At 55.6% G+C, this 26,510-nt stretch carries 28 protein-coding genes and 2 tRNA genes; 11 read left to right on the plus strand and 19 right to left on the minus strand.

Translation table 11 applies throughout. The features are described 5' to 3' along the window. Positions 1-8 precede the first annotated feature (8 nt). On the minus strand, positions 9-671 hold the full coding sequence (locus KGP24_RS08090; RefSeq protein ID WP_223562960.1) for a DUF2057 family protein: 663 nt from the start codon (positions 669-671) through the stop codon (positions 9-11). Positions 672-844: 173 nt separating this feature from the next. Here KGP24_RS08090 and KGP24_RS08095 point away from each other — a divergent pair, with 173 nt between their 5' ends. Continuing rightward, entirely contained in the window at positions 845-1,258 is a 414-nt protein-coding gene (locus KGP24_RS08095) for a CoA-binding protein (RefSeq protein WP_023311036.1), read from the plus strand. 36 nt (positions 1,259-1,294) lie between these two features. On the opposite strand, the gene hspQ is transcribed toward KGP24_RS08095, so the two are convergent. Together hspQ and rlmI are read right to left on the minus strand one after the other, a co-directional pair. Continuing rightward, the gene (hspQ, locus tag KGP24_RS08100; protein ID WP_008499919.1) at positions 1,295-1,612 is read right to left on the minus strand and encodes a heat shock protein HspQ; all 318 of its coding nucleotides are present in this window, start codon (positions 1,610-1,612) and stop codon (positions 1,295-1,297) included. A gap of 60 nt (positions 1,613-1,672) precedes the next feature. After that, complete coding sequence (gene rlmI / locus KGP24_RS08105; protein WP_223562961.1) at positions 1,673-2,863, minus strand: 23S rRNA (cytosine(1962)-C(5))-methyltransferase RlmI; 1,191 nt, start codon at positions 2,861-2,863, stop codon at positions 1,673-1,675. A 174-nt stretch (positions 2,864-3,037) separates the two neighbouring features. Here rlmI and KGP24_RS08110 point away from each other — a divergent pair, with 174 nt between their 5' ends. Genes KGP24_RS08110 through yccX form a run of 3 tightly spaced genes read left to right on the plus strand, consistent with a single transcriptional unit; the run spans position 3,038 to position 4,687 of the window. Next, complete coding sequence (locus KGP24_RS08110; RefSeq protein ID WP_223562962.1) at positions 3,038-3,595, plus strand: kinase inhibitor; 558 nt, start codon at positions 3,038-3,040, stop codon at positions 3,593-3,595. A 10-nt stretch (positions 3,596-3,605) separates the two neighbouring features. Next, positions 3,606-4,394, plus strand: a complete 789-nt coding sequence (locus KGP24_RS08115; RefSeq protein WP_223562963.1) for an AraC family transcriptional regulator — start codon at positions 3,606-3,608, stop codon at positions 4,392-4,394. An 11-nt stretch (positions 4,395-4,405) separates the two neighbouring features. Then, positions 4,406-4,687 (plus strand): acylphosphatase, encoded by a 282-nt coding sequence (gene yccX / locus KGP24_RS08120; protein WP_223562964.1) that lies wholly within the window; start codon positions 4,406-4,408, stop codon positions 4,685-4,687. Here the strand turns inward: yccX and tusE are convergent. The 6 genes from tusE to KGP24_RS08150 all read right to left on the minus strand — a co-directional run bounded on the left by tusE (position 4,684) and on the right by KGP24_RS08150 (position 10,919). Next, positions 4,684-5,013 carry a sulfurtransferase TusE gene (gene tusE, locus KGP24_RS08125; RefSeq protein ID WP_223562965.1) on the minus strand — a complete coding sequence of 110 codons (330 nt, stop codon included), beginning with the start codon at positions 5,011-5,013 and terminating at the stop codon, positions 4,684-4,686. The two genes, yccX and tusE, sit on opposite strands and share 4 nt — an antisense overlap. A gap of 69 nt (positions 5,014-5,082) precedes the next feature. Next, complete coding sequence (locus tag KGP24_RS08130) at positions 5,083-5,634, minus strand: LuxR C-terminal-related transcriptional regulator (RefSeq protein ID WP_223562966.1); 552 nt, start codon at positions 5,632-5,634, stop codon at positions 5,083-5,085. A 10-nt stretch (positions 5,635-5,644) separates the two neighbouring features. Next, positions 5,645-6,802 carry a CfaE/CblD family pilus tip adhesin gene (locus tag KGP24_RS08135; RefSeq protein ID WP_223562967.1) on the minus strand — a complete coding sequence of 386 codons (1,158 nt, stop codon included), beginning with the start codon at positions 6,800-6,802 and terminating at the stop codon, positions 5,645-5,647. 1 nt (position 6,803) lies between these two features. Beyond that, positions 6,804-9,521 (minus strand): TcfC E-set like domain-containing protein, encoded by a 2,718-nt coding sequence (locus KGP24_RS08140; protein WP_223562968.1) that lies wholly within the window; start codon positions 9,519-9,521, stop codon positions 6,804-6,806. Positions 9,522-9,593: 72 nt separating this feature from the next. Then, positions 9,594-10,100 carry a CS1 type fimbrial major subunit gene (locus KGP24_RS08145; protein ID WP_021240847.1) on the minus strand — a complete coding sequence of 169 codons (507 nt, stop codon included), beginning with the start codon at positions 10,098-10,100 and terminating at the stop codon, positions 9,594-9,596. A gap of 75 nt (positions 10,101-10,175) precedes the next feature. Further along, a complete protein-coding gene (locus tag KGP24_RS08150) occupies positions 10,176-10,919 on the minus strand; it encodes a fimbrial protein (RefSeq protein ID WP_223562969.1) in 744 nt (247 codons plus the stop codon). Positions 10,920-11,225: 306 nt separating this feature from the next. On the opposite strand from KGP24_RS08150, the gene KGP24_RS08155 reads away from it, so the two are divergent. Both KGP24_RS08155 and KGP24_RS08160 read left to right on the plus strand, forming a co-directional pair. After that, a complete protein-coding gene (locus KGP24_RS08155) occupies positions 11,226-11,987 on the plus strand; it encodes a winged helix-turn-helix domain-containing protein (RefSeq protein ID WP_223562970.1) in 762 nt (253 codons plus the stop codon). Beyond that, positions 11,984-12,460, plus strand: coding sequence for a hypothetical protein (locus tag KGP24_RS08160; protein ID WP_223562971.1), 477 nt, complete (start codon positions 11,984-11,986; stop codon positions 12,458-12,460). Before KGP24_RS08155 ends, KGP24_RS08160 begins: the two co-directional genes overlap by 4 nt. A 56-nt stretch (positions 12,461-12,516) precedes the next feature. Here KGP24_RS08160 and yccA read toward each other — a convergent pair whose 3' ends face one another. Beyond that, positions 12,517-13,176 (minus strand): FtsH protease modulator YccA, encoded by a 660-nt coding sequence (yccA, locus tag KGP24_RS08165; protein WP_023335168.1) that lies wholly within the window; start codon positions 13,174-13,176, stop codon positions 12,517-12,519. A gap of 269 nt (positions 13,177-13,445) precedes the next feature. Here yccA and KGP24_RS08170 point away from each other — a divergent pair, with 269 nt between their 5' ends. Together KGP24_RS08170 and KGP24_RS08175 are read left to right on the plus strand one after the other, a co-directional pair. Beyond that, positions 13,446-15,074 carry an ABC transporter substrate-binding protein gene (locus KGP24_RS08170; RefSeq protein WP_223562972.1) on the plus strand — a complete coding sequence of 543 codons (1,629 nt, stop codon included), beginning with the start codon at positions 13,446-13,448 and terminating at the stop codon, positions 15,072-15,074. A 130-nt stretch (positions 15,075-15,204) separates the two neighbouring features. Continuing rightward, positions 15,205-15,292: transfer RNA gene (locus KGP24_RS08175), tRNA-Ser, on the plus strand. 67 nt (positions 15,293-15,359) lie between these two features. Here KGP24_RS08175 and KGP24_RS08180 read toward each other — a convergent pair. From KGP24_RS08180 to KGP24_RS08200, 5 genes are all read right to left on the minus strand, one after another. After that, positions 15,360-16,196: an alpha/beta hydrolase gene (locus tag KGP24_RS08180; RefSeq protein WP_223562973.1), complete on the minus strand. Its 837-nt coding sequence runs from the start codon at positions 16,194-16,196 to the stop codon at positions 15,360-15,362. Positions 16,197-16,450: 254 nt separating this feature from the next. Next, positions 16,451-16,669 carry an acyl carrier protein gene (locus KGP24_RS08185; protein WP_008499867.1) on the minus strand — a complete coding sequence of 73 codons (219 nt, stop codon included), beginning with the start codon at positions 16,667-16,669 and terminating at the stop codon, positions 16,451-16,453. A gap of 17 nt (positions 16,670-16,686) precedes the next feature. Then, the gene (locus KGP24_RS08190) at positions 16,687-18,120 is read right to left on the minus strand and encodes an AMP-binding protein (RefSeq protein ID WP_223562974.1); all 1,434 of its coding nucleotides are present in this window, start codon (positions 18,118-18,120) and stop codon (positions 16,687-16,689) included. Further along, complete coding sequence (locus KGP24_RS08195) at positions 18,117-19,235, minus strand: MBOAT family O-acyltransferase (RefSeq protein WP_223563463.1); 1,119 nt, start codon at positions 19,233-19,235, stop codon at positions 18,117-18,119. Before KGP24_RS08195 ends, KGP24_RS08190 begins: the two co-directional genes overlap by 4 nt. A gap of 128 nt (positions 19,236-19,363) precedes the next feature. Then, the gene (locus KGP24_RS08200) at positions 19,364-20,500 is read right to left on the minus strand and encodes a D-alanyl-lipoteichoic acid biosynthesis protein DltD (protein WP_223563464.1); all 1,137 of its coding nucleotides are present in this window, start codon (positions 20,498-20,500) and stop codon (positions 19,364-19,366) included. Positions 20,501-20,777: 277 nt separating this feature from the next. On the opposite strand from KGP24_RS08200, the gene KGP24_RS08205 reads away from it, so the two are divergent. Beyond that, a tRNA-Ser gene (locus KGP24_RS08205) sits at positions 20,778-20,865 on the plus strand. A 43-nt stretch (positions 20,866-20,908) separates the two neighbouring features. On the opposite strand, the gene KGP24_RS08210 is transcribed toward KGP24_RS08205, so the two are convergent. Genes KGP24_RS08210 through hpxO form a run of 3 tightly spaced genes read right to left on the minus strand, consistent with a single transcriptional unit; the run spans position 20,909 to position 24,062 of the window. After that, on the minus strand, positions 20,909-21,844 hold the full coding sequence (locus KGP24_RS08210) for a PDR/VanB family oxidoreductase (protein WP_223562975.1): 936 nt from the start codon (positions 21,842-21,844) through the stop codon (positions 20,909-20,911). Positions 21,845-21,855: 11 nt separating this feature from the next. Beyond that, positions 21,856-22,890 carry a molybdenum cofactor-independent xanthine hydroxylase subunit HpxD gene (hpxD, locus tag KGP24_RS08215; protein WP_223562976.1) on the minus strand — a complete coding sequence of 345 codons (1,035 nt, stop codon included), beginning with the start codon at positions 22,888-22,890 and terminating at the stop codon, positions 21,856-21,858. 17 nt (positions 22,891-22,907) lie between these two features. Then, positions 22,908-24,062, minus strand: coding sequence for an FAD-dependent urate hydroxylase HpxO (hpxO, locus tag KGP24_RS08220; RefSeq protein ID WP_223562977.1), 1,155 nt, complete (start codon positions 24,060-24,062; stop codon positions 22,908-22,910). Positions 24,063-24,301: 239 nt separating this feature from the next. Between hpxO and uraD the strand changes: the two genes are divergently transcribed. Next, a complete protein-coding gene (gene uraD / locus KGP24_RS08225) occupies positions 24,302-24,802 on the plus strand; it encodes a 2-oxo-4-hydroxy-4-carboxy-5-ureidoimidazoline decarboxylase (RefSeq protein ID WP_223563465.1) in 501 nt (166 codons plus the stop codon). Beyond that, positions 24,799-25,122 carry a hydroxyisourate hydrolase gene (uraH, locus tag KGP24_RS08230; protein ID WP_223562978.1) on the plus strand — a complete coding sequence of 108 codons (324 nt, stop codon included), beginning with the start codon at positions 24,799-24,801 and terminating at the stop codon, positions 25,120-25,122. The genes uraD and uraH overlap by 4 nt, the downstream gene beginning before the upstream one ends. Here uraH and guaD read toward each other — a convergent pair. Beyond that, a complete protein-coding gene (gene guaD, locus KGP24_RS08235; protein ID WP_223562979.1) occupies positions 25,102-26,421 on the minus strand; it encodes a guanine deaminase in 1,320 nt (439 codons plus the stop codon). The genes uraH and guaD overlap by 21 nt on opposite strands. Positions 26,422-26,510: the final 89 nt, after the last annotated feature.

Genomic DNA, 26,510 nt, shown 5'->3' on the forward strand with positions numbered 1-26,510 from the left:
AATGTGGCTTATGATGAAGGTTGTTGTTTTGCCCACTGTAAAAATCGGGCCCGCGTGTCGGGATCGGCCTGCTGGAACCAGAATTTAAGGCGCTGTTCCGTCAGGGTCTGGGACTGGGGAGGAATGACGTCCAGTTCAGAGACGCCGGATAGCAGCGTACTGTCGTCCGCCATCATGGTGGCAAACTGCGGAAGCGATGCGCGTTTCCCCGCTTTGTTATAGGTCTGGGTCACGGCCTCGTAATCCGGGCCTTTCGGTGAGGTCGTTAACGCCAGAATATCCAGTTTCACCGGAATTGGCATCGCATTCCCGTCCAGCAGTTCAACGCGGGGTGAAGCGTCGAAGGCCGCAGATTCCTTCTCCGTTTCAAGGCGAGGCAGGGTGATGTTCACCTGACTGATTTGCCGGGTATTAAAGCTGACGATCAGCGGCGGGGAGATGTACATCCGTTGCTCGTGATTAGCCAGACCGATCGACTTTTCTACCCGGAAGACCAGCTGATGCGGTCCGTTATCTAACTCGATGCTGTCTGCGCCGCGCAATAACGAACTGGAGACCTTTTTCCCGTCCAGTACAAGGAGATCAATGTCGGTAGAGAGCCGGAGCGTGGTAGCAAAAACGCAGACCGGCATCACTAACGCAATCAGGGCAGTGGCAATACCGGTTTTCATAGAAGGCTCCCGTCAGAAATCCTGTCGCCGCATTAATGTATCTAAATTTTTCGATAATCACGTTTACTAACATATAGACATATTTCGCCGTTTTGCCCTCATGCATCTGTATGGGATGGATGGTTGAGATGTGCGGTTTGGCGTACACTTTTAAAAAAGCCAGGAGAAAAACCATGAAAGAGAACGATATTGCCGAGATTCTGACATCCACGCGTACCATTGCGCTGGTGGGCGCGAGCGATAAACCCGATCGTCCAAGCTATCGGGTGATGAAATACCTTCTCGATCAGGGCTATCACGTTATCCCGGTCTCGCCAAAAGTGGCGGGGAAAACATTGCTGGGCCAGCAGGGTTACGCCACGCTCGCGGAGGTGCCGGAAAAAATTGATATGGTCGATGTCTTCCGTAATTCCGAGGCGGCGTGGGAAGTGGCGCAGGACGCTATCGCCGTAGGGGCGAAAACGCTGTGGATGCAGCTGGGCGTGATTAACGAGCAGGCCGCCGTGCTTGCGCGGGATGCGGGGTTGAAGGTCGTCATGGATCGCTGTCCGGCGATCGACATCCCCCGTCTGGGGCTGGCGAAGTAATAAAAAAAAGCCCGTTGTCGGGCTTTTTTTACACGCTTAGTTCCGCAGGCGCGGAGCCTGTAACTGTTTGCGGATAGTCTGAGCAAGCTCATCCATTGTGGGTTGCTCCGGATGCTCTTCCTGCAGCTCGCTACTCAGCTGCGCTTCGGCCAGATAGGTGTGGACGGGTTGTCCATCATCACCTTCCATTACAACATGGTACCAGGGCGCGGCGCGAAGCTCGGCGTTCACCGCCAGCTCGTCTGCTGACGGTTCATCAAGGGAATACTCCGGGTCGATATCCACGACCACACCCAAATACCCTAGCAAAGTGTGGCGGACCTGCTGGCCGATACCGAATTTGCTGGCAATCATAGTCACCTCCCGGGAAATACGACTTACACTCAATGTGCGGGCAATATTTCTCTTTTCAAGTTACATGACGCGACAGGCAAACCCTTTCAGATACAGTCCTTCCGGGTAGGTAGCAATCACGGGGTGATCGGCTGCCTGACGGAACTGCTCTATAAATTGTACATCACGGCCAGCATCTATTGCGGCATCGGCGATGATTTTCTGAAATAAATCTGTGGTCATCAGGCCGGAGCAGGAGAAGGTGAGCAGAACCCCGCCCGGGTTCAGCAGCTGGATAGCCAGCATGTTGATATCTTTATACCCACGACACGCGCCCATCAGCTGGCTTTTGTTTTCCACAAACTTTGGTGGATCCATCACGATGACGTCGAACTTCTCGCCCTGGTCGCGATATTTACGCAGCAGCTTGAAGACGTCGTCGCGTACAAACTCCGCTTTGCTCAAGTCCAGCTTGTTTAGCTCGACGTTCTGTTTTGCCACATCCAGCGCTTCCTGCGAGGTGTCCACGCTCACCACCTGGGCACAGCCGCCCATCAGCGCTGAAACGGCAAAACCGCCGGTATAGGAGAAGCAGTTCAGCACGCGTTTGTCGGCAACGTACTGACGCGTAGCCAGACGGCTGTCGCGCTGGTCGAGGTAGTAACCCGTTTTGTGCCCACCCTGAATATCCACCAGCAGCTTCATGCCGTGCTCTTCAATCGGCAGCAGGGCCGGAGGCAGTTCGCCCGTTACGGGCCCCTGAGTCAGCTCCATACCTTCTTTTTTGCGCACCGCCACATCGCTGCGGTCATAAATGGCGCACTGTGGGAACAGCGTTTGCAGGGCGCTAATCAGCGCGGCACGCTGGTATTCCGCTCCGGCGCTCAGGAGCTGCAGCACCAGGAAGTTACCGAAGCGATCGATGGTCACGCCCGGAAGACCGTCTGACTCACCGGCAATCAGGCGGTAGCTGTCCAGACCGTCGCGTTTTGCCAGCCAGTCGCGCCACTGCTGCGCCTGCTGTAGGCGGCGGACGAAGAAGTCGATATCGATGGTTTCATCTTTATCAAACGTCCAGACGCGCGCGCGGATCTGGGACGCTGGTGAGTAAGCGCCTCGCGCTAACCATTTCCCCTGATGGTCAACGATATCAATGGTTTCACCGAGGTTGGCTTTGCCTTCCATACGGGCAACCGCGCCGGAAAAGACCCAGGGATGACGGCGCAGTAATGATTTCTCGCGCCCTTTGGCTAACACTAAACGTACACTCATAATTTGCTGTTCTGTCGATTTCAGGGAAATGGCGCGTAGAGTAGCACATTCAGCAAGGCGCAATCATCTGCGGATACCGTTGAGCGTTTCGGCACAAAATCAAATCGCTTAGGCACATTGGGGCATTGTTGCGTGCTTTATCTTAGGGCTTCCGGTTCAGCAAAGGAAATACCCATGAAAAAGCACAGTGTAATCGCAATAGCCGCTCTGGCGGCAATGAGTTCTCAGGTTTTAGCGGCAACGCCTTTCGGCATCACCAGCCGGGATATTTCCGGCGAACGACGGTTAGCGCAACGGCAGGTGTTTGAGGGGTTCGGCTGCCACGGTGGAAATACCTCACCACAGCTGGCATGGAAGAATCCCCCCGCCGGTACGAAAAGTTTTGCCGTTACGGTATATGACCCGGATGCACCTACCGGCAGCGGCTGGTGGCACTGGACAGTAGCCAATATTCCGGCGAAGACAATGACGCTGCCCGCTGATGCCGGTAATCCAAACGGCGAGAAATTACCTGCCGGCACTGTGCAGGGGCGTAATGATTTCGGCTATTCTGGATTCGGCGGCGCATGTCCACCCGCCGGGGATAAGCCTCACCGCTATCAGATTACCGTCTGGGCGCTGGACGTGGATAAACTGCCCGTCGATAAAAATGCCAGCGGCGCGCTGGTCGGTTTTATGCTCAATAGTCACGTTCTGGCAAAGGCTCAGTTAACAGCAACCTACAGCAGATAAGGATGGCAGGGTGCAGGAGTTTCATTTTCGACATAAACATCTTACAGCGGGTGAAGTGACTGCCAGCAAAATGCATCGCCTGCACCAGGTTAAACTTTTTTTTCCGGCTATTTGTCATATCACTCACGGCAGTAAGGTGATTGTTCAGGATGATAACCGCCTGGAGGCGACACGGGATGAGCTCATTATTATCCCTGCCAATACGTCGATGGAAATTATCAATCAGCCTGTAAACGGGCTGTTTCACTCGGATTTGCTAATGCTATCGCCGGAAATTGTTGCCGAGTTTAAAGCGCATTACCTGAAATCCTGGCCGCGCACGACGCTGCATTCGCTCTGTGCTCCGCTGAGCGAGGGGCTGGCATTTATGTGGGACAACCTGCTGCACGCCGTGCGTCAGGAGTTACCGGAAGCGCTACAAAAGCATCAGGCCTTCGGTCTGTTGCTGGCCCTGCTGCATGACGGTGTGGCGGGTCCGCTGCTTGTTGAGCGAAACAGTAACCTGACCGAGCAGGTGCGGCAGTTCATTATGCTGTCGCCCGCCAGAGACTGGAGCGCGCAGGACGTTGCCAGCCGTCTCGCATTAAGCGTGCCGACGCTGCGCAGGCGGTTACGTGAAGAGTCGCAGAGTTTTCGCCAGATTGTGGAGGAGGTGAGGATGGCCGTGGCTTTGTCACAGCTACAGTCAACCAGATTACCGATCGGCGAAATCGCATTACAATGTGGGTATCTTTCCAGCTCTCGTTTCACTGCCCGTTTCCGGCAACACTACGGCTGCTTACCGAAAACGCTACGTTAAGGAGAAGAAGAATGTCTAAAGTCTGCACTATTGCCTGGGTTCACGGCGTTGTTCAGGGCGTCGGGTTCCGCTACAGCACCCAGCGCGAAGCGGTTGAGCTTGGGCTAACGGGATACGCGCGCAACATGGACGACGGAAGCGTCGAAGTGGTCGCCTGCGGCGAAGCGGAGCAGGTCGACAAGCTGGTGGCGTGGCTGAAAGCGGGTGGGCCGCGCAGCGCGCGGGTTGATAAGGTCTTAGCTGAACCCCATCAACCGGGGCGCGAATACGTAAATTTCGGTATTCGGTATTAAATACACTTAACCGGCTTAGGCAGGCCAGCAATTTTGGTGGCCTGTTTTGCCGGGCCCTTCGGGAACAGACGATACAGATAGCGGCTGTTGCCTTTCTCTTCACCGAACGTATTGGCCATCGCCTTGACCAGCATGCGTATGGCCGGAGAGGTGTTGAATTCAAGATAGAACTCGCGAACAAAACGCACCACTTCCCAGTGTTCGGGGGAGAGGGTTATCCCTTCGTTTTCCGCAATTTTCTCCGCCAGCGGTTCGCTCCAGATCGTCGTATCTTTCAGATAGCCTTCGCTATCGGTCTCAATTTCCTGGCCTGCAAAAATGAACATAATTTTCTGTCGTGTGTGAAAAAACCGGCGACAGTGTAGCAAAAAAGAGGCCGCAGGATAAACCGTGCCCTACAGGAGGAGCTGCAGCAGATTATTGGCATTAAGCTTTTTCAGCGCGTTGCATTTATGGGTCGAAACCTGTTTCTCAGACATACGCGTCATGATGGCAATGTGGCGTACCGGCAACCCGGTAAGCATCAGATCGAGCACGTTGAATTCAAGGCCGGTAAGACAGCAGTCAAGACTTCGAACGCGACGGGGCTCTTTTGCCAGCAAATACGCCGCATCGGCAACGGCGATCCTGTCGTCGATGATATAAAGCGTTAGCGTACTGAAACGCTTGCGTAAATGCGTCGCCAGCGCCCACCCTTTTTCATTGCAGACCAGATAAAGGCTGCCTTGCCAGCGGGCGGCTTCCAGTCTGAGTAAAATGCTAATCAGTGCCTGATGCGTACCCGCAACGGAAAAACGACAGCGTACGACAACCACGCGGCGGGTAAGCAGAGTTGGCTGCCATTGTACGGTATCGCTTATGACCTCTGGCTGGACGCCCCGACGCAGCAGCGCATAGCGCAACCCTTCGGCGTAAAATCGATTGTTGTCGAGAATGGCGTAACTCACGGTGACCTCGTTATAACGTGCTGGGCGTATAGATAACGCGCAGCGTGCCGGTGTAGTCGCCCGCGTTTTTGCTGCTGGCAGCAAACGCGGGGGTTTTCAGGATAATCGGTGCAGGAATGCACAGTACGCTCTCGCGTCCGCCGGGCAGCACGACCTGACGCAGATACTGCGGATCGTTTGTGCCTTGCCAGACAAGGGTTTTACCGTTCGAGACGGTTTCGGTTGCGCCTGTTATTGGATTGGTGACGGAGACCCGATAATCGAGACGATCCCGCGCATCGGTCTGGCTACCGCCACGTCGCCTGATAGAAAACGCGCCATCTGCACGGCCCGCTGACGTAAGTCCGTCGTCCTCAAACCGAAGGTAGGCGCGGGTGCTGGTATTGTTATTGCCGTCGTACAGGCACATATCCAGCGAGTTCTCACCCTGGATCTCACTGCCTCCCGGTCGCCCCGGGAAGTTGGTCAGGTTGAGGTTAACGATGGGCGTTGAGTGCGGAAAGGCTGGCAGATATATCTGCTGGTTTCCCGGGTCGACCACCTCAATGCGAATATTTGCCTGCCATTTGGCGATGGTGAGATAGCCAGGACAACCGACATTTACGTCATTGAAGTTGCCGCCGCAGTCGGCGCTTCCCCACTGACGCAGGTTCTGCTTCAGCGTGGCGGTCCAGATCCCCGGCAGGGCGAGCTTATCCAGTTCGCTTTTCACGATATAGAAATCGAAATAAGGCTCTCTGTTCCAGTCAGCGATGGTGGCCGTTCCCCCTGTCACGAAGCTGGCAAAGGTAAACACTTTGTTGTTGATAAACATGTAGTGATCGCCATACACCTTGATATCCGCCGTCTTGCCGGTGAGGGTATGCGTGAAACGTAAATTGATGGCATAGGGCGCGGCCGGGTTTGCCGAGAACCAGACCGGTGAGTTCATGCAGGCGCCGTTCGTGGTATCGGTACGGGACTGACAGGTCAGGGTATTGCGTCCCCACTTTTGCGGATCTGCGGCGTCAAAGCCGCCCGATTCATGAAACCAGATGTCAAAACGCGCGGGCGGCGCGGTGCGATCGAAGCTGATCCCTACGCTGGTGTTTCGTCCCGCGGGAGAGCCTGCCAGCGTCTGGCTGGCCCACAGGCTTAAGAACAGTAAAATAAAGAGGCACTTAATCACATCATTTCCCTTTAGTGAGGCTATCGGTGTTCATGGCAGTCGGGCCAGCAGGAACCGACCGTCCGGCCAGCATCAGCTGTGCCTGCTGCTGGACGGCATCCGGCAGGGCGGAGAAGGTTAACTCCTTACAGGGGATCGACCCGACGTAACGCACCACGTCGCGCATACTCTTCACGTTCAGCGCACACTGATAAAACTGCTGCTGACGCACCAGGTAGAGGTTATGCAGCAGGGCGTCGCTTTGGGCGCTAAACCCGCCGTTGCCAAGGTCGCTCCAGCCGTTCACGTTCAGCGGCACGCCGCCGATAAACGGCGAATGACGCTCGTCGGTTAACTGGCCGAGCCAGGTGTAGCTTGCGGTGGTTTGCACGTCCCGGCGCAGCAGTTTGCCAGGCACCATAAACAGCGTTCTGCTGCCCGATCCTTGCGTGATTTCACTGCTGGCTCCTCGTGAGACATCCAGCGATTCGTTAACCGTCAACGTTGTCTGCTGATAGCCCGGCACCGCGAAGAGGGCGCGGCTATTGCCCGGAATATCTGCGCTGCCGCCGTTATCCAGCGACACGGCCACGCGCGGATCCTGAGCATCTTCCGGCGTGGTCACGTTCACCGCGACGGCGGAAGCAGGGCGACCGTCGCTCCAGCGGCCCAGCCACAGGCCAGAACGCGACAGCGCAAGGGTCGAGCTGTAGTTGCCGCTGCTGCTCAGCGTATGGCGCCGATCCTGACGATCCCAGGCGTCGCTGACGGTAAGACTGCCGTTGCCATATCGCCCGCCCTGGCGCGTATAGGCTGAGGTATTCAGCGAGTCGCTGTTAATGCCCGACGCGCTAAGGCCGTACTCATTTTCGCCGCGGGCATCGGCATACCAGTTATGCGCCACGCTGTAGCTCAGCTGGTTTTTTTCACGTTGCTGATGCTGCCATGTCGCGCCCAGAGAGGTGTAGCTTGACGCATCGCCCTGGCGGTTATGCGCCATGGACAGGCTCACGCTCAGGTAGCCGCCTTTATCCCTGCCTTCGCGGGCGTCATCGTTACGCATAAACAGGTTAATGCTGCTGTTAATGTTCAGGCCATGGGTGCTGAAGGCATTGCTCAGGCCAGCCTGCCAGGCCCGCGTGCGCGAGCGGGTCATATAGACCGATTCCCACGGCAAACCCGCATCGTGGCGATCGTCACTGTCCGGCAGCTCCCGGCGTGAAACGTACCGGCCTTCGTTGCGGTTATCCGAATACCCCAGGCTCGCATACCAGGCGCCGACCGGGACGGAGAACATCACCGAGAGGGTGCGATAACAGCCGTTCACGGCGTCAAATCCCGCGTTTTGGGTGTTGCAGTTTTCAGCGGATAACGCGTTGCGATAGACGCTCAAAGAAAAACCGTCGTTGTAGCTGATTTGCTGAATATTGCCGCGCTGGCCTTCGCTGCCGTAGAGGTAGCTAAACCGGGTACTCAGCACGCCATCGATCGGGCCCGCGTTGAAGCCCCGGCTCCAGTCGAGCGCGTTCTCCAGGAAACGCTGGTTTTTCTTGAACGTTGCCCCGCTGGTCAGCGCCAGCGTCGGGGTGACGGGCAGACGAACGCCCGCCTGCGCAACCGCGCGGCGTTCTTCGTTCTGATCGCTATTATCGGTTTCGCCCGCCTGCAGGAACCACTCGACGCGGTCGAATGGCGTAATGCCGGTTCGGGTAAACGGCACCTGCTCGGTGCGCGTCAGCCGGTTATTTTCATAGATGGAGAGCGTCACGGTGTAGCTCCCGTCCGGGAATGAGCGCGTGTCCAGGGTTTGCGCCCCGGCATTCAGATAGAAGCTCGCCAGCAGCTGATTGCCCCGGCGGGCGTCGATACGCGCGTCATGGGAAAGCAGTACGGTAACAGGGGTTCCCTTCGACTGCTGAACCGGGTTCATCCACGCCCGTGTTGAACCCGTGCGCAGGCCGCGAATTTTGCCCAGCGGCAGCTGGCTGAGGGTGATATTTCCGCCAGCGTTACTGAACAGATCGCGGGTATCCATCTCGCCTGCCTGGACGTAGTACTGACGCAGGATATCCTGGCGGACCCAGGCGTTGTTGACGGTGACCTCCTGCTGCTGCTGGTGCCGTGAACGCTGCCCCAGCCAGGTCCAGTCGAGATTCACATAGCCGTCCTGGGTGAGCGCCAGCGCGCCGTTGCCCTGCACGGTAGCCGACTGATAATCCCTGTCGGCAACGAAGTTAATGTTTTGTTGATGGATCAGCGCATTTTCGGTGCCGTGCGTGGGCTGATACCATGCGTTCTCTGCCGTCTGCTTAGGCAGAAATTTCTTGTCCAGGAACAGGTTAATGCGGGCGTTATTCTCGTCATAAATAATGGCCGCGCGATCGGTATCGATGTAATCGCAGCCCGCTGCGGAGCCGTTGCTGCTGCAGGCCAGGTTGCCGTTACGGGCAAGCGGAACGGCCAGCGCGGCAGAGACGGTGGCAACGAGGGATGGGGCGTCATTAAACCGGCGTTTGATGGCCGCTACCACGGTCTCAGGTGTGACAAAGCTCACCGTTTCAAGCGTGATATCCGTTTCAAAAAGGCCCAGCGATTCGCCGTAGAGGTTCACCTCTGTCCACAGGCGCTGCGTCTTTGCCAGATCTTCAAAACCTGGTGGGACGGCCAGCCCGGCGCAGGCGAGTTGGATGGAAGCGGGTAACAAAGCAACAAAGAGGAGAGTATTTCTGTGAAACGCCATGAACGAGCCTCGACATCATCCTGACGTCAGAGGGTGGGCACCCTCTGACGTTATTCCTTAGGTGCTGTGGTGTTACGCACCGCCTTCCGTGGTCGTCGCCTGCGTCAGCATCAGGCTGACAACGCCGCTGTACTGACCGGTTTTCAGAATGCCTTTGGTGGTCTGGGAAATGGTCAGCGGCAGTACCGCAGAACCGTTTTCAATGCTCCCCGGGAACAGTTCGGTACCGGTGTATTCAACATCTGCGGTAGAGAGGGTTTTATCGCCCAGCTTCACCGTCATAGGGATGGTTTCAGCACCGTCGGCATTCGCCAGCTTCGCGGCGCTCACCAGACGGACTTTCACATTGCTGGTGGCGGAGTTAGACCACACCTTGGTATTCAGACGGTAGCTTTCCAGACCGCGGCCAGGCAGGTACTGCATATCGATGCTTGCCGGCAGCGGCGTGTTATCGGCCTGAGTCATATCCAGCTGTGAATCAACGCTGGCGTTGACGGTAATATCTTTTTGAATCGCCAGCGCGCTAACGGACGTGGTCATCGCGGCAACAATCATCAGAGGTTTAAAGTACTTACGCATTGATATCTCCATATTTACAAATGAGCACCCTGGCTCTTTAATCAAACCCTGTGGGGTTTTTACGGTGACGTCGTGTTATTGCACGACGGGTAAATCAGCTTCTTCAGCGCTTTTATTCAGCCAGTTGAAGTAGCGGAATTTATATTTCTGGCCTTGTACCTTCGTGAGCGTTTTTAATTTCCGTTCGGTGTCCGGATAAATCGTCGCGTCTTCTTTAATCCATCTACACGATGAATCCGCATCACAAACACCGATCTCCCTGAGCGGCACGCGCAACGTGCCGTTGTTTTTTAACGTTCCCCTGAGAGGGTCAATCGTCAGTGAAACCACGCTTTTTTCCGGTGCGAGATGGATCAGGGCGCCCCAGATCACATTGACGCCCAGTCTTGCCGTCGCCGCAGGGCTTTCTGCCTTGCCCGGAATAATGCTGTCAGGCTGCTTTACGCCTTCAAAATAGACGCGCCAGGTCGTCTCTTTTTCCGGTGGTGCAAGCGATACCAGGCGAACCACGCGCATTGCGCCTGCCGCAAGGGCGAATTTTTCCGGTGTGACAACAACGCCACCTTCTTTCCACGAGGCCACATCAATCTCTTTTTCCAGGGGCGTGCCGGGATTAAGAATTTTCTTTTGCTTCACCCGAATGAACTGAATATCATCGCTCTTCGACGCCACGCTAATTTGCGCTGTTCCGGAGCTATCTACATTAAGTTCCATCGGATACACGCTCATATTGGCCAATGATATTTCTGAGAAAAATGTCATTGACAGTACGGCTGCGTAAAACGCATATGGACCTTTTTTTACTTTTTTTATTTTCAACGTCTGCCTGCTCTGGTTACTTAACTAAGGGTTATTACCAGTGGCCATGAGCATATGAATCGCTTCAGGGCAGGGAAACTTTAACCAGAACAGCGTCTTGTGAAAATTTGTATTAATTAACTCGATGTAAACAGTTTTTTGTCCTGTTTTTCTGGTCTAAAGCATGTATAGTTAATATGAAATGCCACTTTAGTGAACATAGAAAAAAAACACACCTGCTCAAAATATGAACAAATCAGGGCTGTTTTTGTGTCTGTCGTACTTTCGGGTCGAACAAAGACAGGTGGCATAACCTGAGAACTGAAGATGTTATTTATATTCAACAATTCGTTATTATTTAATCATGAAGCGCATACCATCGGACTGGTAGGCCAGTCGGAGTCAGCATTAACCCTCTCAGCTCCCGCCGTCCGTCTGTTACAGGAATTTGTACGAAATAACGGATGCGATCTCAGCCGCGAGGAGTTAATCACTCGCGTCTGGGAAGCATATGGTTTTACGCCGTCAGGCAATAACCTTAATAAAGCGGTGAGTGAGCTTCGTAAGAGTTTTCACGCTTTGGGTGAGCGTCAGGATATGATTGTCACCTTGCCGCGCGTGGGTTTTCGTTTCGATGCAGATGTCATTAGCTACCCGAAGCAGCTCTCCAGCACGCCAGAGCCTTCCCCCATTCCTGTAAATATCAACGCGTCACTAAAAAGGAATTATGTGCATCTTGCTGGATGGGCGGGTCTCTTTGTGCTCACTGCGGCTGCAATCGCGATGGGAGTGTCATTGTGTCGCTTTCAGGGCATCACAGCCCCCGTTGAATTAAAAGCCATTAACGAAAAAATCGGGGGGTGTAAATTCTGGTTTATCAACGAACAGGATCGGCCATTAAAGATGTCAAAAATAGCCAGATTGCTCGATGCGAATAATGTCATGTGCCAGCAGGATGAGTACGATATTTATTATTTTAGTGAACGACTTACACTTTCTGCTGCAGATGAAATTTTTATCGGTGCCTGTCCGGTAAACGATAGCCGCCCATGTAAAAGTATTCGTTATAAAAGTGGGCCAGAAGAATGAAAATAAAACTTCTGTTCGGTCTCGGTGGGGTTGTTGTGGGAAGCATTATGGCAGTGGCTTTCTCCCCTTCCGGCAGTGATACGCAAGATGTGCTGGTCTGCACCACCGAATTTAATTTTACCCGTAATGAGGGAAAGCCAAGCGAAGTGAAAGTAAATGCTATTGCTCAGTTCTACGTCCATGTAGACGGTACTGGCGTAACGACCTATAAAGGCGCGTCAATGGCGAAAGGAGCAGAGATGATTGTTGATCGCGACGTGAATTTTACGTGGGAGCGGCGGATGAACGACCATGTCATTATGTTGACCTATAAGAATACTTTGCGTCGGCATAATGACAATACGCCCGATGCGCTGTGGGGAAGTTTTGCGCGGCCGGGCGCGCGTTACTATATCACGCTGTCCAAACTTTCCTCTTCCGTGTGGATGATTCAGGATCGGCTCTATCCCACCTACATTTGCCGTGAAGATTAAGGCACAAAAAAAGGAGAATGCCGGGGGCGTTCTCCTTTTTGTTTCAGCAGGTCAGCTTAATCGCGGCTGGCGAAGCCCAGGATGCTCAACAGGCTGACGAAGATGTTGTACAGCGACACGTACAGGCTCACGGTGGCGCGAATATAGTTCGTCTCACCGCCGCGAATAATGTTGCTGGTTTCAAACAGGATCGCGCCGGAAGAAATCAGAATAAACACGGCGCTGATCGCCAGGTGCAGGGCAGGCAGCTGCAGGAAGATGTTTGCCACCATGCCCACCAGCACCACCACGACACCCGCCATCAGCATGCCGCCGAGGAAGGACATGTCCTTACGGGTGGTCAGCACATAGGCCGAACAGCAGAAGAACACCAGTGCGGTACCGCCCAGCGCCATACCGATAAGATCGCCCATGCCGGCAGACAAATACGCATTCAGCATCGGTCCCAGGATGTAGCCCAGGAAGCCGGTGAAGGCAAACGCCGACAGGATACCGACCGGTTTGTCAGCGGTTTTGTAGGTCAGGAACATCAGACCATACATACCCACCAGCGTCAGGATCAGCCCCGGAGAGGGCAGCATCAGCACGGTGCTGGCGGTGGCAGTGATCGCCGAGAATGCCAGCGTCAGGCTGAGCATGAAATAGGTATTGCGCAGCACCTTGTGGGTGCTGAGTAGCGATGTGCGGTCGCGTGAAGAAGTAATTATACGATCCATGAGTCACTCTCTTATGACAGATGTAATTAGTGGAAAGAATAGGAAACGACACGCTAGTCTCAAAGTGGTTTTACCCATCTTTACTCAGCACGTTATCGCAGGAGGTGGTTGTTTCTCCTGCAGAAGTCCGTTTCACCAGTATGAACAGCGGTTTGCGACAATTTACCAGATCAAGCTCTTATAGGTTACTGAAAAATATTGCGTTATTACCGTTCGGGCGCTAAGAGTTATTTCCGGATCGTCATAAAACAGACTATAAGGCGAAGGAAATGAAACCACAAACACGCACTCACTTTACGCTCTCTTTGTTAACCGCAGGGATCCTGTGCGCAGGCACGGCAGCCTGGGCGGCTAACGTGCCGGCAGGAACCGCGCTGGCAGACAAACAGGAACTGGTCAGAAACAACGGCAGTGAACCGGCTTCGCTCGACCCGCATAAAGTCGAAAGCGATGTCGAATTCAATATTATCAGTGATTTATTCGAAGGCCTGGTAAGCGTCTCCCCGACAGGAGAAGTCCAACCCCGACTGGCGGAAAAATGGGAGAACAAGGACAACACCGTCTGGACGTTCCATTTGCGTCCGGGCATCACCTGGAGCGACGGCACGGCGATTACCGCTGAGGATGTGGTCTGGAGCTGGCAGCGCCTGCTCGACCCGAAAACGGCTTCGCCATATGCGAGCTATCCGGGCAACATGCATATCGTCAACGCGGCCGATATTGCTCAGGGGAAAAAAGCGCCCGATACGCTGGGCGTAAAAGCGATTAACGACACCACGCTGGAAGTGACGCTCACGCAGCCAAACGCGGCCTTCCTCGCGATGCTGGCACACCCGTCGCTGGTGCCGGTGGATAAAGTGCTGATTGGCCGCTTCGGCGATAAGTGGACCAAGCCGGAGCATTTCGTCAGCAGCGGGGCGTATAAGCTGTCGCAGTGGGTGGTCAACGAACGCATCGTGGCGGAGCGTAACCCGCGCTACTGGGATAACGCGCATACCGTGATTAACAAAGTCACCTACCTGCCCATCACGTCCGAGGCCTCGGATGTGAACCGCTATAAGGCGGGCGAAATTGATATTGTGTACACGGTGCCGATTAACCAGTTTGCCCAGCTCAAGAAAACCCTGGGCAGCGAGCTGGATGTCTCTCCGCAGCTGGCGACCTATTACTACGAATTCAATACCACCCGGCCGCCGTTCAACGACGCCCGCGTGCGTAAGGCGCTGAACATGGCGCTGGATAAAGACATCATTGCCGGAAAAGTATTAGGGCAGGGGCAGCGCCCGGCGTGGCTCATCAGCCAGCCGGATATTGGCGGCGTGAAGCTACAGAACCCGGATTACGCCAGCTGGCCGCTGGACAAGCGCATCGCGGAGGCGAAAAAGCTGCTGAACGAGGCCGGATATAACGCCAGCCATCCTCTGAGCTTCAACCTGCTCTACAACACCTCTGAATCGCACCAGCGCATCGCGATTGCCGCCAGCTCCATGTGGAAGAAAAACCTCGGGGTGGACGCGAAGCTGCAAAATCAGGAGTGGAAAACCATGCTGGATACTATGCATACCCATAACTTTGACGCGGTGCGGTACGCGTGGATTGCCGATTACGACGACGCGGCGACCTTCCTGAACAACTTCCGCACGGGCGACAGCGAAAACACCAGCCAGTACAGCAATCCGGACTACGATGGGGCGCTGGTGAATGCCGCAAAAGCCAAAACAGCGGAAGAGCGGGGTAAGTTCTACCAGCAGGCGGAAGATCTGCTGGGTCGTGATGTACCGGCCATTCCGGTTTATCACTACGTCCGCACGCACCTGGTGAAACCGTGGGTCGGGGGATTTACGCCGGATAAGTTGGGGTACTATTACACGAAAGACATGTACATCAAAAAACACTAAGCCTGTGCTGATAAAATCGTCGATGTGTTGTCAGTTCAACCGATTAAACACGTTTTGACTATTTTTACAGCGAACGATTGCCGGCACACTTTACAGCACGCGGTGAGGTGTTTATAGTTCGCCTCACTCAGGAAGTGTGGCCGAGCGGTTGAAGGCACCGGTCTTGAAAACCGGCGACCCGAAAGGGTTCCAGAGTTCGAATCTCTGCGCTTCCGCCAGATATAAACCCCAGCTTACTCGTTAAGCTGGGGTTTTTCTTTTTGCGCTTATCTGTAAACCTGACGTTTATGAACGGATAAACGCCAGAATGTCCGCATTAATGGTATCCGCATGGGTGGTGTGCATCCCGTGTGGGAAGCCCGGATAAATTTTCAGGACGCTATTCGCCAGCAGCTTATCCTGCAGAAGGGCTGCATTCTTATAAGGCACGACCTGATCGTCGTCGCCCTGCAACACCAGAACGGGAACCGTGATGGTTTTCAAATCTTCCGTCTGGTCGGTCTCTGAAAACGCCTTAATCCCCTCATAGTGGGCCTTAGCGCTCCCGATCATCCCCTGACGCCACCAGTTCTGGATCGTACCCTGCGAAACCTCGGCACCATCGCGATTAAATCCGTAGAAAGGACCGCTGGCAACGTCGAGATAAAACTGGGCGCGGTTAGCGGCCAGCGCTTTGCGGAAGCCGTCGAAAACCTCGATGGGCGTTCCGCCAGGATTATTGTCCGTTTTGACCATCAGCGGCGGCACGGCGCTGACGAGCACCGCTTTGGCAACGCGCCCCTGCGGTTGGCCGTACCGCGCAACATAGCGGGCGACCTGGCCGCCGCCGGTGGAGTGACCGACGTGCACGGCATTGTGCAGATCCAGGCTTTCAACCACGGCCGACGCATCGGCCGCATAATGATCCATATCGTGGCCTTCACTCACCTGATCCGAACGCCCGTGACCGCGACGATCGATAGCGATAACGCGATAGCCTTCTGCGAGGAAGAAGAGCATCTGGTTATCCCAGTCATCGGCACTCAACGGCCAGCCGTGGTGGAAAACAATGGGTTGAGCCTCTTTTGGGCCCCAGTCTTTGTAGTAAATATTGACGCCGTCTTTCGTTGTTACGAATGCCATACTGCAGACTCCTCTGTTAAAGGCAACACGATCGCAGGCTAAGCGCACAGCAAATCAGTAATGCCTTAATTAAGTTGGCTTTTTTCTGTTTCCCGTACCGACAGTACTCCTAAAGTGTAGGAGAAATAGTAAAAGCAGTCGGCTTCATTCCCGTGAAAGGGAGCAAGACAGCGCTCGGGCGGCTGGGGGAGAACGAATCAAGGCTTTGGAGAGATCCTCCAGAGCCTTCAGGGCAGGATTAACAGCAGGGGCGTTTAGCGGTTTTCTTCAATATAGCGTGCCAGGTCCGCCGGGGTTTTCAGCACCGTCGCCACGTCAGTCGGCGGGATCATACAGCCGTAAACGTCCTGCACTTCCAGCACCATATCGACTGCCAGGATGGAGTCGAGAATGTCGGATTCAATCAGTTCATCGTGAAAGCCCACCTTACGGGATAACACTTTTTCGAACAGGGCGAGAATTTCTTGTTCCATAATTTTTCCTGGAGTCATTAATTTGTGCGGGCGTAAGCGTCCAGCAGCTTGCGGTCAATTTTGCCGTTAGGATTCAGCGGCAAAGCGTCTTTTACGATAATTTGTGAAGGCACCATATAGTGCGGCACCACCTTCGACAGCGATGTTTTGATGGTATCCGGCGCCATATCGGTCACGCAGAACGCGGCAATGCGCAGCACGCTGCCGCAGGATTTCATCAGCGGCAGAACCACCGCTTCGTTGATGCCGGACATGGCCAGCAGACGGTTTTCAATCTCATTGATTTCAATGCGATAGCCGTTCAGCTTGACCTGGCTATCGTTGCGGCCCTGGCAATAGATAAGCCCCGCTTCATAGCCCAGATCGCCGGTCCGGTAGCCGCGAAACGCTTCATTTTCCCGACGGAGTAATTTTTCCGCGTTCTCATGCGGCAGGCCGAGGTAGCCGCGCATGACGTTTTTACCCCAGATAATCAGCTCGCCCTCGGCGGAAATTTCCATTTTGCTCTCAGGCATCATGACCCCCACCGGCAGCACGGCGCTGTCGCTGTTCAGGATCTCATCGGTGATTTCAACCACGGTCGTCGCGATGGTCGCTTCCGTTGGGCCATAGGAGTTGATGATTTTGGCCTGCGGGAAACGGCGGCGAAGCTGTTTAACCAGCGCCTTATTTAACACTTCACCAATGAAGATAAAGACGTTGAGCGCAGGCAAATACTCGCTGTTGAACTGCGGGGAAAGCAGCTGCTGGTACGCAAAAGAGGGGGTTGAAACCCAGGCGGAGACCGCGTTGCTTTTCAGTCGCTCCAGCCAGTTCTCTTTCTGAATATCCTCTTTGGCGTTCAGCACGATATGCCCGCCCATCGCCAGATTCGCCAGCAAAGGGATCAGGGAGAGGTCAAAACTGAATACCGCGTGGTTCATCAGGACCGGTTTTTCCGGCAGTGAAAAGTCCCGGCTGACCCATTTCATGAAGTGCCATACGCTTTCACGCCCAATCTGCACGCCTTTAGGTTTACCGGTGCTGCCTGAGGTAAACATGATGTAGGCCAGATCCTGCTCCTCCAGCACCTTGCCCGCTTCGCCGGTGGCGATGAACTGCCGGGTTGCGACGTCGTAATAGTAAGGGGCACTGGCCAGATGGCAGATCTCCCGGAGGCGCTCCTGCGGGTAGATGCAGTCCACCGGTATGTACGGAATGTTGTGCAGCAGGCAGCTATAAATCGCCACGGCGAACTCGGCCTGCTGGTGTCCGTACAAGACGAGCGGCGTACCGGCAACAGGCTGGCAGCGCTGGTAGCGCTGTGCCCAGTCCGTCACGGCAGCAGAAAGCTGTAGCCAGCTTAAGGCTTCGTCGCTGCCGCTGATGGCCGGCTGCTGCGGGGAGGCGGGATCGCATAATGCCGCACGTAGGAAATCGTGCATTTCCTGAAGATCGGAGTGATTTTTCATAGAGGTGACATTCCACTAAAGATGTAAAGGGATCCCGCGGCGCTTCCCAGCGTCAGAATGCGTCCCAAAAACGCAACGGCCGGATACTGCAGGCCGCGGTGCAATGCCGGGCTGCGTTTGGCTGACCACAGCAGCATGTTGTGGGCGACGGAAATCGCGCCAAACAGCGCGCCGCTGATGACGTAATGGCGTTCCAGGCCATTCCATGCCCCCATGCAGAATAAGGTGCAAAAAATCCCGATATTTTGCGCCAGCGTTTTGTTCTGACGGAAAAAGTTGAATTTCATCAGGTTCATATAAACGGGCATAAAGACCACATCGCGCAGCCATTCAGACAGGCTGATGTGGAAGCGGCGCCAGAAATCCTGCGGGTTCTTTGCCAGAAGCGGCATGTTGAAGTTTGCCGGAATGTTGAGCCCAAACAGGCGGCCCGCGCCGATGGCCATATTGCTGTAGCCCGCAAAATCAAAGTACAGGTAGGTGCTGTAGGCAATCGACATCACCACGCCCATGGTCAGCGTAAACGGCTTATGGCTCCAGGGCTGCACGACAAGCGAATCAATCAGCATGGCAAACAGGAACTTCTGGACAATGCCGGTAATGATTTGCTCTAACGCGACTAAAAACTGTTCACGGTTAAGGGCAAATACGGGCTTGCTTACGTCACTCATCCATGTCCGCCAGCGGTACATTGGGCCGGCCAGGATAATAAAGGGCATAAAAAGATAGCAGAAATAGTGCAGGAAATTCTGCCCTTCTTTTTTACTGCGATAGAGCAGCACGTCCACCGCGCGAAACGTCATAAAAGAGAGGCCGATCATGCCCCAGTGGTTATTTAAATGCAGTTTCACTAAAAATAAGGGCAGCAACGTTAAAATGATTGCCTGCCAGGTTTTTAACCATCCCTTCTCTTTTAGCGTGGCGAAAACATAAAAACTGAAAAAAACGGCTGCGGGAACAAGGTAATCACCCTGAAAAATATAGCCCCAGCCCAATGCGGCCAGGACGGATAGCGCCGATAAATAAGTCAGACGATGGCGTAATACGCGATTGACCAGCGCAAACGCCAGGGCGGATGAAAACAAATAAACAAAAAACATTCCTGAGCTGTACATCATTCGGCCTCAGAATTTTTGATATTCAAAATGCAGCTGCATACTCATGCTGTCATCGACAGAGGTCCACGCGACGATGGTGATCGCCAGCAGGAGATAAAGGAAAAAAAGACGGATCGCGATTTTCATTATTTAAAGCTCTGTGCAATAAAGCGGATCATAGGAACCCAGGCCAGTTCGGAAGGGTGCAAACGATCCCAGTTCCAGCCATTTTGATAAGGCATGGCGTACATATCTAAATAAGGGATCTGGTTCTTTTCCAGAATGGTTTTAATTTGCTTATCAACCGGGCGGAAGGTATCGGTATTGTAAAGCGCCCAGGGGTTAACCGGGTCGACGATAGCAATCACCTGCACGTGACGTTCTTTCAGCAGCTGGACGGTTTTACTGAACGCGGCGATTTGCGCAGGTACGACCGGCGTGTCATCCCACTGTTGCCGCGTACCGTCCTCTTCGTAAATCGTTTTGTCCATCCACAGGGTGGCCGCGCTCTGCTGGCGTTTTTTATTTAACTCGCGAGCATTCGCCAGCTCTTTATCCCAGTCAGAGGTAATATGCGTGGCTGGCTGCTGCGGCCAGGGTTGGACCGTCTGGGGCGTAAGGTGAAGCAGCGCCAGCCAGTCGTTTTTTATCTGGGTGCAGACGTTGGCAAACTGGAAGCTCACCTCGTCCCATATCAGGTCGGGGTGCCAGCCAAAGACGCGCATTTGGCCAAAGGTTAAATGGCTTATTTCTTTACTATCAATATGCTTTAAATAATTAACCAGCAGAGGGCGCGCCTGCGGATCCTTCATCAGCGGATTAAAAATAGAGCCGGGGAAATTATCGGCATAGATAGCCGGTGGCAGCCCTTTTGAGTAAAAGCTGTCAGGTGCCAGAAGCAAAACAACTTTACTGTTTGCGTTAAGGCTATTTTTAAAACGTGAGAACAGTAAAAATTGCGTTTCATCATCGACGAACGCATCGCCATACGCCACGACGGGTTCGTGCAATTGCTTATTAAAGTAATTATATACAGCGTAATGTTCATCTTCTGAGGTGGCCACCTCAGAGGCGCCAATGAAGAAAATAGCATTCCCTTCTAAGGCATGGGAAATAGTCGCAATTTTTTCCGCTTGTTCTTTAGGCGTGCCCGACATTGATTTAATCAGCGGCTGGAAGGTGAGGGGCGGATTGAAGCTCGTCACCAGCGGGTGAACGCAGAGGAACAAAATGGCCAGTGTCGCCATCAGAATATGTAAGCAAAGCGTATTTTTGATTTTCATCATCAACCAGTAACACTGCATGGCAGTAATTTCTAAAATCTGTGGGTACTCAGATTTATAACAATTACACAACAAATGACCGTTTATTTTTGTGGCATTCTATACCAGAGCGATTTAAAAGGATGAGCGTTGCTATGTTACGGTATGTACAAGTCAGCCGAGACCGATGCGCGGTAAGTACCTGAGTGATTTTTGCGCAGTCAAACGCCAGTGGGTAAAAATAGAAAAATTCCTGCTTTACAAGGCGCTAATAGATGTTTATAGTGCGCCTCACTTTGGAAGCGTGGCCGAGCGGTTGAAGGCACCGGTCTTGAAAACCGGCGACCCGAAAGGGTTCTAGAGTTCGAATCTCTACGCTTCCGCCAAATTCGTAAACCCTGCGATAGCAATATCGCAGGGTTTTTACTTTTACAGCGCAATCACCAGCTCCCCGGAGTGGCTCCGCGAACAGCACAGCGCCACCTGCTGGTCCGTCGCGCCTTTTTCCGCCTCCGACTGCACGCTATCCCGGTGATCCACCACGCCGTCAATCACCGGCGTCAGGCAGGCGCCGCAGATCCCCATCTCGCAGGAGAGGGGAACGTCCACGCCATTTTCCTGCAGCACCTGAGCGATGGTTTTATCAGCAGGCACCGGCCAGCGCTCCCCGGTGGAGGCCAGTTTGACCGTGAAAATCTCCCCGGTTTCACCGCCCGCGGCGGGTGCAACGGGCTGAAACGCCTCGCTATGCAGATGGGTATCATCCCATCCCCTTGCCGCTGCCACCTCACGCACTTTTTCCATAAAACCTGCCGGACCACAGACCCAGGCGTGAAGGCCCAATTCGGCCGTCGGAAGATGTTCTGCCAGCGCCGTGCGCGGGCTGGTGGTATGAATGATGCACCCATCGCACCGGGAGAGTTCGCGCGCAAACGCCGCGCTTTCGCGGTTTCTGACGTAATAGTGCAGGGTAAACGCCGTTCCGGCCGCCTTCAGCTGCAGGGCCATCGCATATAGCGGCGTAATGCCAATCCCCGCCGCCAGCAGCAACACCCGCTCAGCCTGATGCAGCGGAAACAGATTGCGCGGGGTGGAGATCGCTAATTTCTGCCCGGGGCGCAGCGTTTCGTGAACGTAGCGCGATCCGCCGCGCGAGGCGGATTCCCGGCCCACGCAGATAAGATAGCTCTCGTCCTCACATGCCCCGGTCAGGGAATACTGGCGCACCACGCCGCAGGGCAGGTGCACATCAACGTGCGCGCCGGGCTGCCACGCCGGCAGCGCTTCGCCGTTTTCAGCCACCAGCCTGACGGCGAGGCTTTTGTCGCCCTCGCGCCACAGCCCGTCAACAATTACGCTCAGCATATCGGCCTCCGTCATACGAGGAAAAATTCGCCAAAGCCCATCTTCTTCAGTCCCCGACGGTAGGCTATTGAGCTCTTATCGGCGGGAATATGGGCTTCCAGCGTCAGATCCAGCGGCAGACTTTCCGGGCGCTGGGTTTCGACCATCAGGCGATCCTCTTCAAAAATGCGCAGATTGAAGGCATGCACATCCTCCACCGGAATATGCAGGTCAAAGTTACGCGCTATAGGGGCGAACATGCGGGTGACGCGCGATGAAACGGGCGACGCGGCGTTCATGATCGCCAGTCTCGACTCTCCCGGAAAATGAATCGTCAGGGTGGCGGTAAACGGCAGATGCATTTCAAAATGGCGCAACCACTGGAACCCTTCTGGCGCCTGCACGTCCGAACTGGCGGGATAGTTGCTTACAGAGCTCCAGTAATCCGCCACGAAGCCGAACGTCGTCTCCTGCGGCTGATAGGCGGGCACAAGCTGATTATTGGGATCGGCAAAGGTATCGGTGTGGATCCACGCAAAGTGCGCCACGTCCAGAAACCCTTCTACCTGACGTCCGGCGAAGCCGTTCACCTCAAAGGCCGGGCAGTTGATCTGCTGAAATCCGTCGTCATCCCAGTGCGGCATGGTGGGCAGCGGCGCAGGGTTATCCGGATCAAACGCCAGACAGGTCCAGATCAGGCCGAAGCGCTCCTCCACGGCGTAGTTAATAAGGTTTAGCTTCGCCGGAACGGGCTGGTCGGGGCTGGAGGGAATACGGTTACAGCGCCCGTCCTCCCCAAAGCGTAGGCCGTGGTAGGGGCAGATGATCCCGTGCTCGTCGTGAAAGCCGAGCGTCAGCGGCACGCCGCGGTGCGGACAGACGTCGCGAGCGACCACGACCTGGTCGTTAATGCGGTAAATCACCAGCTGTTCATCCAGCAGGGTCGCCTTGACCGGCGCCGGGCCGACGTCGCAGGCGCGCGCGACCGGATGCCAGCATTTCGCCAGGCGCAGCCAGTCCTCTGGCTCAAACGTGCAGTGGGCGGGTGGAGTCGGTTCTCTTTTCATCGTTGTCCCTCTTGCGTTCAGCCTAACGGGCCGCCCTGAATGGTCTCGCACAGACCGTTGATAATGCGTTCCCCGGTCTCTTCTCTAAGCTCCTGATACCAGGCCTGCGTCAACGCCATGTCTTTCCCGTGGGTGACGTCGCAGCGTTTACGCGCCTTCAGCACCAGGTCGCGCACCCGGTCGCAGCGCAGCGCTTCGTACTGCCGCAGCGCCAGCGTAATGCTGTGGTTTTCACGCAGGCATTCCCCCAGCACCACGGCATCCTCCATCGCCGCACAGCCGCCCTGGCCGATATCCGGCGTGGTGCTGTGAGCGGCATCGCCGAGCAGCGCGACGTTGCCGCGCACCAGGCTGTCGAACGGCTCAATGTCGTGGATTTCAATGCGGTTGGTCGTTTCAGGATCCAGCGCCGCGATAAGCTTCTGCACCGGCGGCGCCCAGCCGCGGAAGTAGCCCGTGAGGTCGGCGCGCAGGGTGGTGCGATCCTCCGCCAGGCCCGGGGGCAGCGGCACGTCAAAAAAGAAGTAGAAGCGTCCGCCGGAGACGGGCATCAGCGACACGCGTTTTCCTTCGCCAACGAAGGTGGTCCACTGGTGCGCCGGAGCGATCTCTTCGTCAATCTTCACCAGCCCGTTCCAGTTTACGTAACCGGCGTAGCGGCGCTCGGGGGTATATCCCAGCACGTAAGGACGAACCGCCGAGTGGCTGCCGTCGGCGGCAATCAGGAAATCACCGGCTGCCGTGGTGCCGTCGGTGAAGGTCACGCTTACGCCCGCGTCGTCTTCACGAACGTGTTCGACGCGCTTGCCGAACTGCACCCTGTCGCGTCCCCAGAAGTCCAGCATTTCGCGCTGGAGTTCAGCGCGCGAGACGGGGCAGGGACGCCCTCCGGTACGCTCAACCAGTGGGGCAAGGCTAAAGCGGGTCAGGGTATCGCCGCGCCGGTAATCCTTATAGGCCATAAAACGCATCGGACCGCCGTAGGTTTCAATGATGTCGCCCATGCCGAGGTGCTGCATGCACTTCACGCCGTTAGGCCAGATGGAGATGGCCGCCCCGACGGGCCTGATCTCCTTTACGGCTTCAAATACGGTACAGTCGATGCCCGCTTTCTTCAGCGCGACGGCGGCGCTCAGGCCGCCAATACCCGCGCCAATGACGATTGCTCTCATGCTTCTCTCCTTTTGCAGGGTGTAAAGGCATTCAGCAATTTGCGTACCAGGCTGCAGAGTGGCGAAAACGGCGTTGTGAGGCAGGCGTTTGCACTGCTAAGGTGCGCAAACGCGGTGAGCGTGCCTTTTTTTGAATCAAAAATTTCCAGTTGAGCTATACGGAATCGACTGTTTCACCACGGCGCTCAGAGTGGCGCGGTTTGTGCAATAGCATGGATAAGGACAATAAAGGAGACATTATGATCGCACTGCACGAGTTCAATCATCTTCCCCACGAAAAGGCGTTAGCGCTGATTCACCCCTGCGTGGCGCTCCCCGGCTGGGCCGATGCGCTGGCTCTGGGGCGGCCATACGCCAGCCGGGACGAATTGTTCAGTACGGCAAAAGCGCTGACGCAAGCCTGGGACGAAGCGGCCCTAGCGCAAGCCCTGAGCGCCCATCCGCGCATCGGGGAAAAGCCCGCGGGTTCAGCGGCGGAGGCAGCGCTGTCGCGCCAGGAGCAGGGTGCGGTGAACGAAGGCGATGCTGCCCTTGCCCAGGCGCTGCGCGAGGGGAATGCCCGCTACGAGGCCCGCTTCGGACGCGTGTTTTTGATCCGCGCGAAGGGCCGCAGCGGCGAGGATATTTTACGGGCGCTGCACGCGCGGCTGGAGAACAGCGACGCGCAGGAAGTGCTGGCCGCGCTGGAACAGCTGCGGGAAATTACGCTGCTTCGGCTGGAAGGAGTCATTAGCGAATGAGCACGCTCAGCACCCATATTCTCGATATCTCGACGGGCAAACCCGCTGCGGGCGTAACGGTTCATCTGCAACAGAACGGGAGCACGCTGGCTACGGGCGTCACTGACGCCCAGGGGCGCATCGCCGCGTTCGTTCCCTCTCTGCCCGCAGGCCGCTATCGGCTGGTGGCCGAGATCGGCGCGTGGTTCAGCGAAACCGGTCGCGACACGCTCTACCCCTGCGCGCAAATTGATTTTGTGACGGGAGAAACGGCAGACGAACACTTCCATCTGCCGTTTGTGATTGCGCCCGGCGGATGGTCAACCTACCGGGGAAGTTGACCACACCCGCTCGCCGTTGACCCAGGTTTCGCTGATGTTGCGCTCGTCGCCGAGGGTCATCAGCACAAAAAGCTGCTCGTAGATATCCTGACAGCGGCGATTGCGCAGGCGCTGCAGCGGCGTTACGTCAGGGTCGATAACCACGAAATCCGCCTCTTTGCCGGGCGTGAAGTTGCCAATCTTATCGTCCAGCCGGAGGGCGTGCGCGCCGCCCAGCGTGGCGTGATAAAACGCCTCGCTGGCGCGCAGGCGGTAGCTCTGAAGCTGGCCGGCCTTATAGGCTTCCCCCAGCGTGCGCAGCATACTGAAGGTGGTGCCCGCGCCAACGTCTGTGCCGATGCCCATCCGCACCTTGTGCTGCCAGCAGGCGGGCAGGCGAAACAGCCCGCTGCCGAGAAACAGGTTAGAGGTGGGGCAAAACGCCACCGCAGAACCGGTGTCATGCAGGCACTGCCACTCGCTGTGGTGAAGATGAATCGCGTGGGCAAACACGCTGCGCTCGCCGGTCAGGCCGTAGTGGTGATACACGTCCAGATAGCGCTCATGCTCCGGCCAGAGGTCGCTTACCCAGGCCACTTCGTTGGGGTTTTCGCTCAGGTGGGTCTGCATCCAGGTATCCGGGAACTCTTCTCTGAGCAGGCTGACCGCGGCAAGCAGCTCGGGTGATGAGGTCGGCGCAAAGCGCGGCGTAATGGCGTAGCCCAGGCGTCCGCGATGGTGCCAGCGCTGGATCAGCGCCCGCGTCTGCCGGTAGCTCTGCTTCGCGTCTTCGCTCAGGTAGTCCGGCGTGTGTCTGTCCATCATCACCTTTCCGGCGATAAGGCGCATGTTGAGGCGCAGGGCCTCGGTAAATAGCGCCTCGACCGATTCCGGATGCAGCGTGCAAAACACCAGCGCGGTGGTGGTGCCGTTGCTTATCAACTGGTTAATAAAGAATTGAGCAATCTCTGTCGCGTAGGCTTCATTGGAAAACTGGCTCTCCACCGGAAAGGTGTAGGTGGTCAGCCACTCCAGCAGCTGCTCGCCAAAGGCGCCGATCATCTCCGTTTGCGGATAATGGACGTGGGTGTCGACAAAACCGGGCAGCAGCAGCCTGCCGCGCAGGTCGGTGTAGCCCTTGTGGGGATCAAGATACTGCTCGCCCTCCTGCCACGGCATGTGCGCCAGAATTTTCCCGCCCTGTATAAACAGCAGCCCGTCCTCAAGGTAGCGCGCGTGTTGGGCAATCGCGTCTGCGCTTTCGCAGACCCGGGCAACATCAAAAAATGCACCGCGGATCGCTGTCTGGTAATCCATCATGGTTCCTGCCTTAGTGTTTGCATAGCGGGGTGATAAGGCGCAGCAAGAACGATGCCAGAATGAACGGGCCGCAGATAAGCTGCGGCCGG

It is taken from the genome of Enterobacter sp. JBIWA008 (assembly GCF_019968765.1).
In the GTDB taxonomy this organism is placed as follows: domain Bacteria; phylum Pseudomonadota; class Gammaproteobacteria; order Enterobacterales; family Enterobacteriaceae; genus Enterobacter.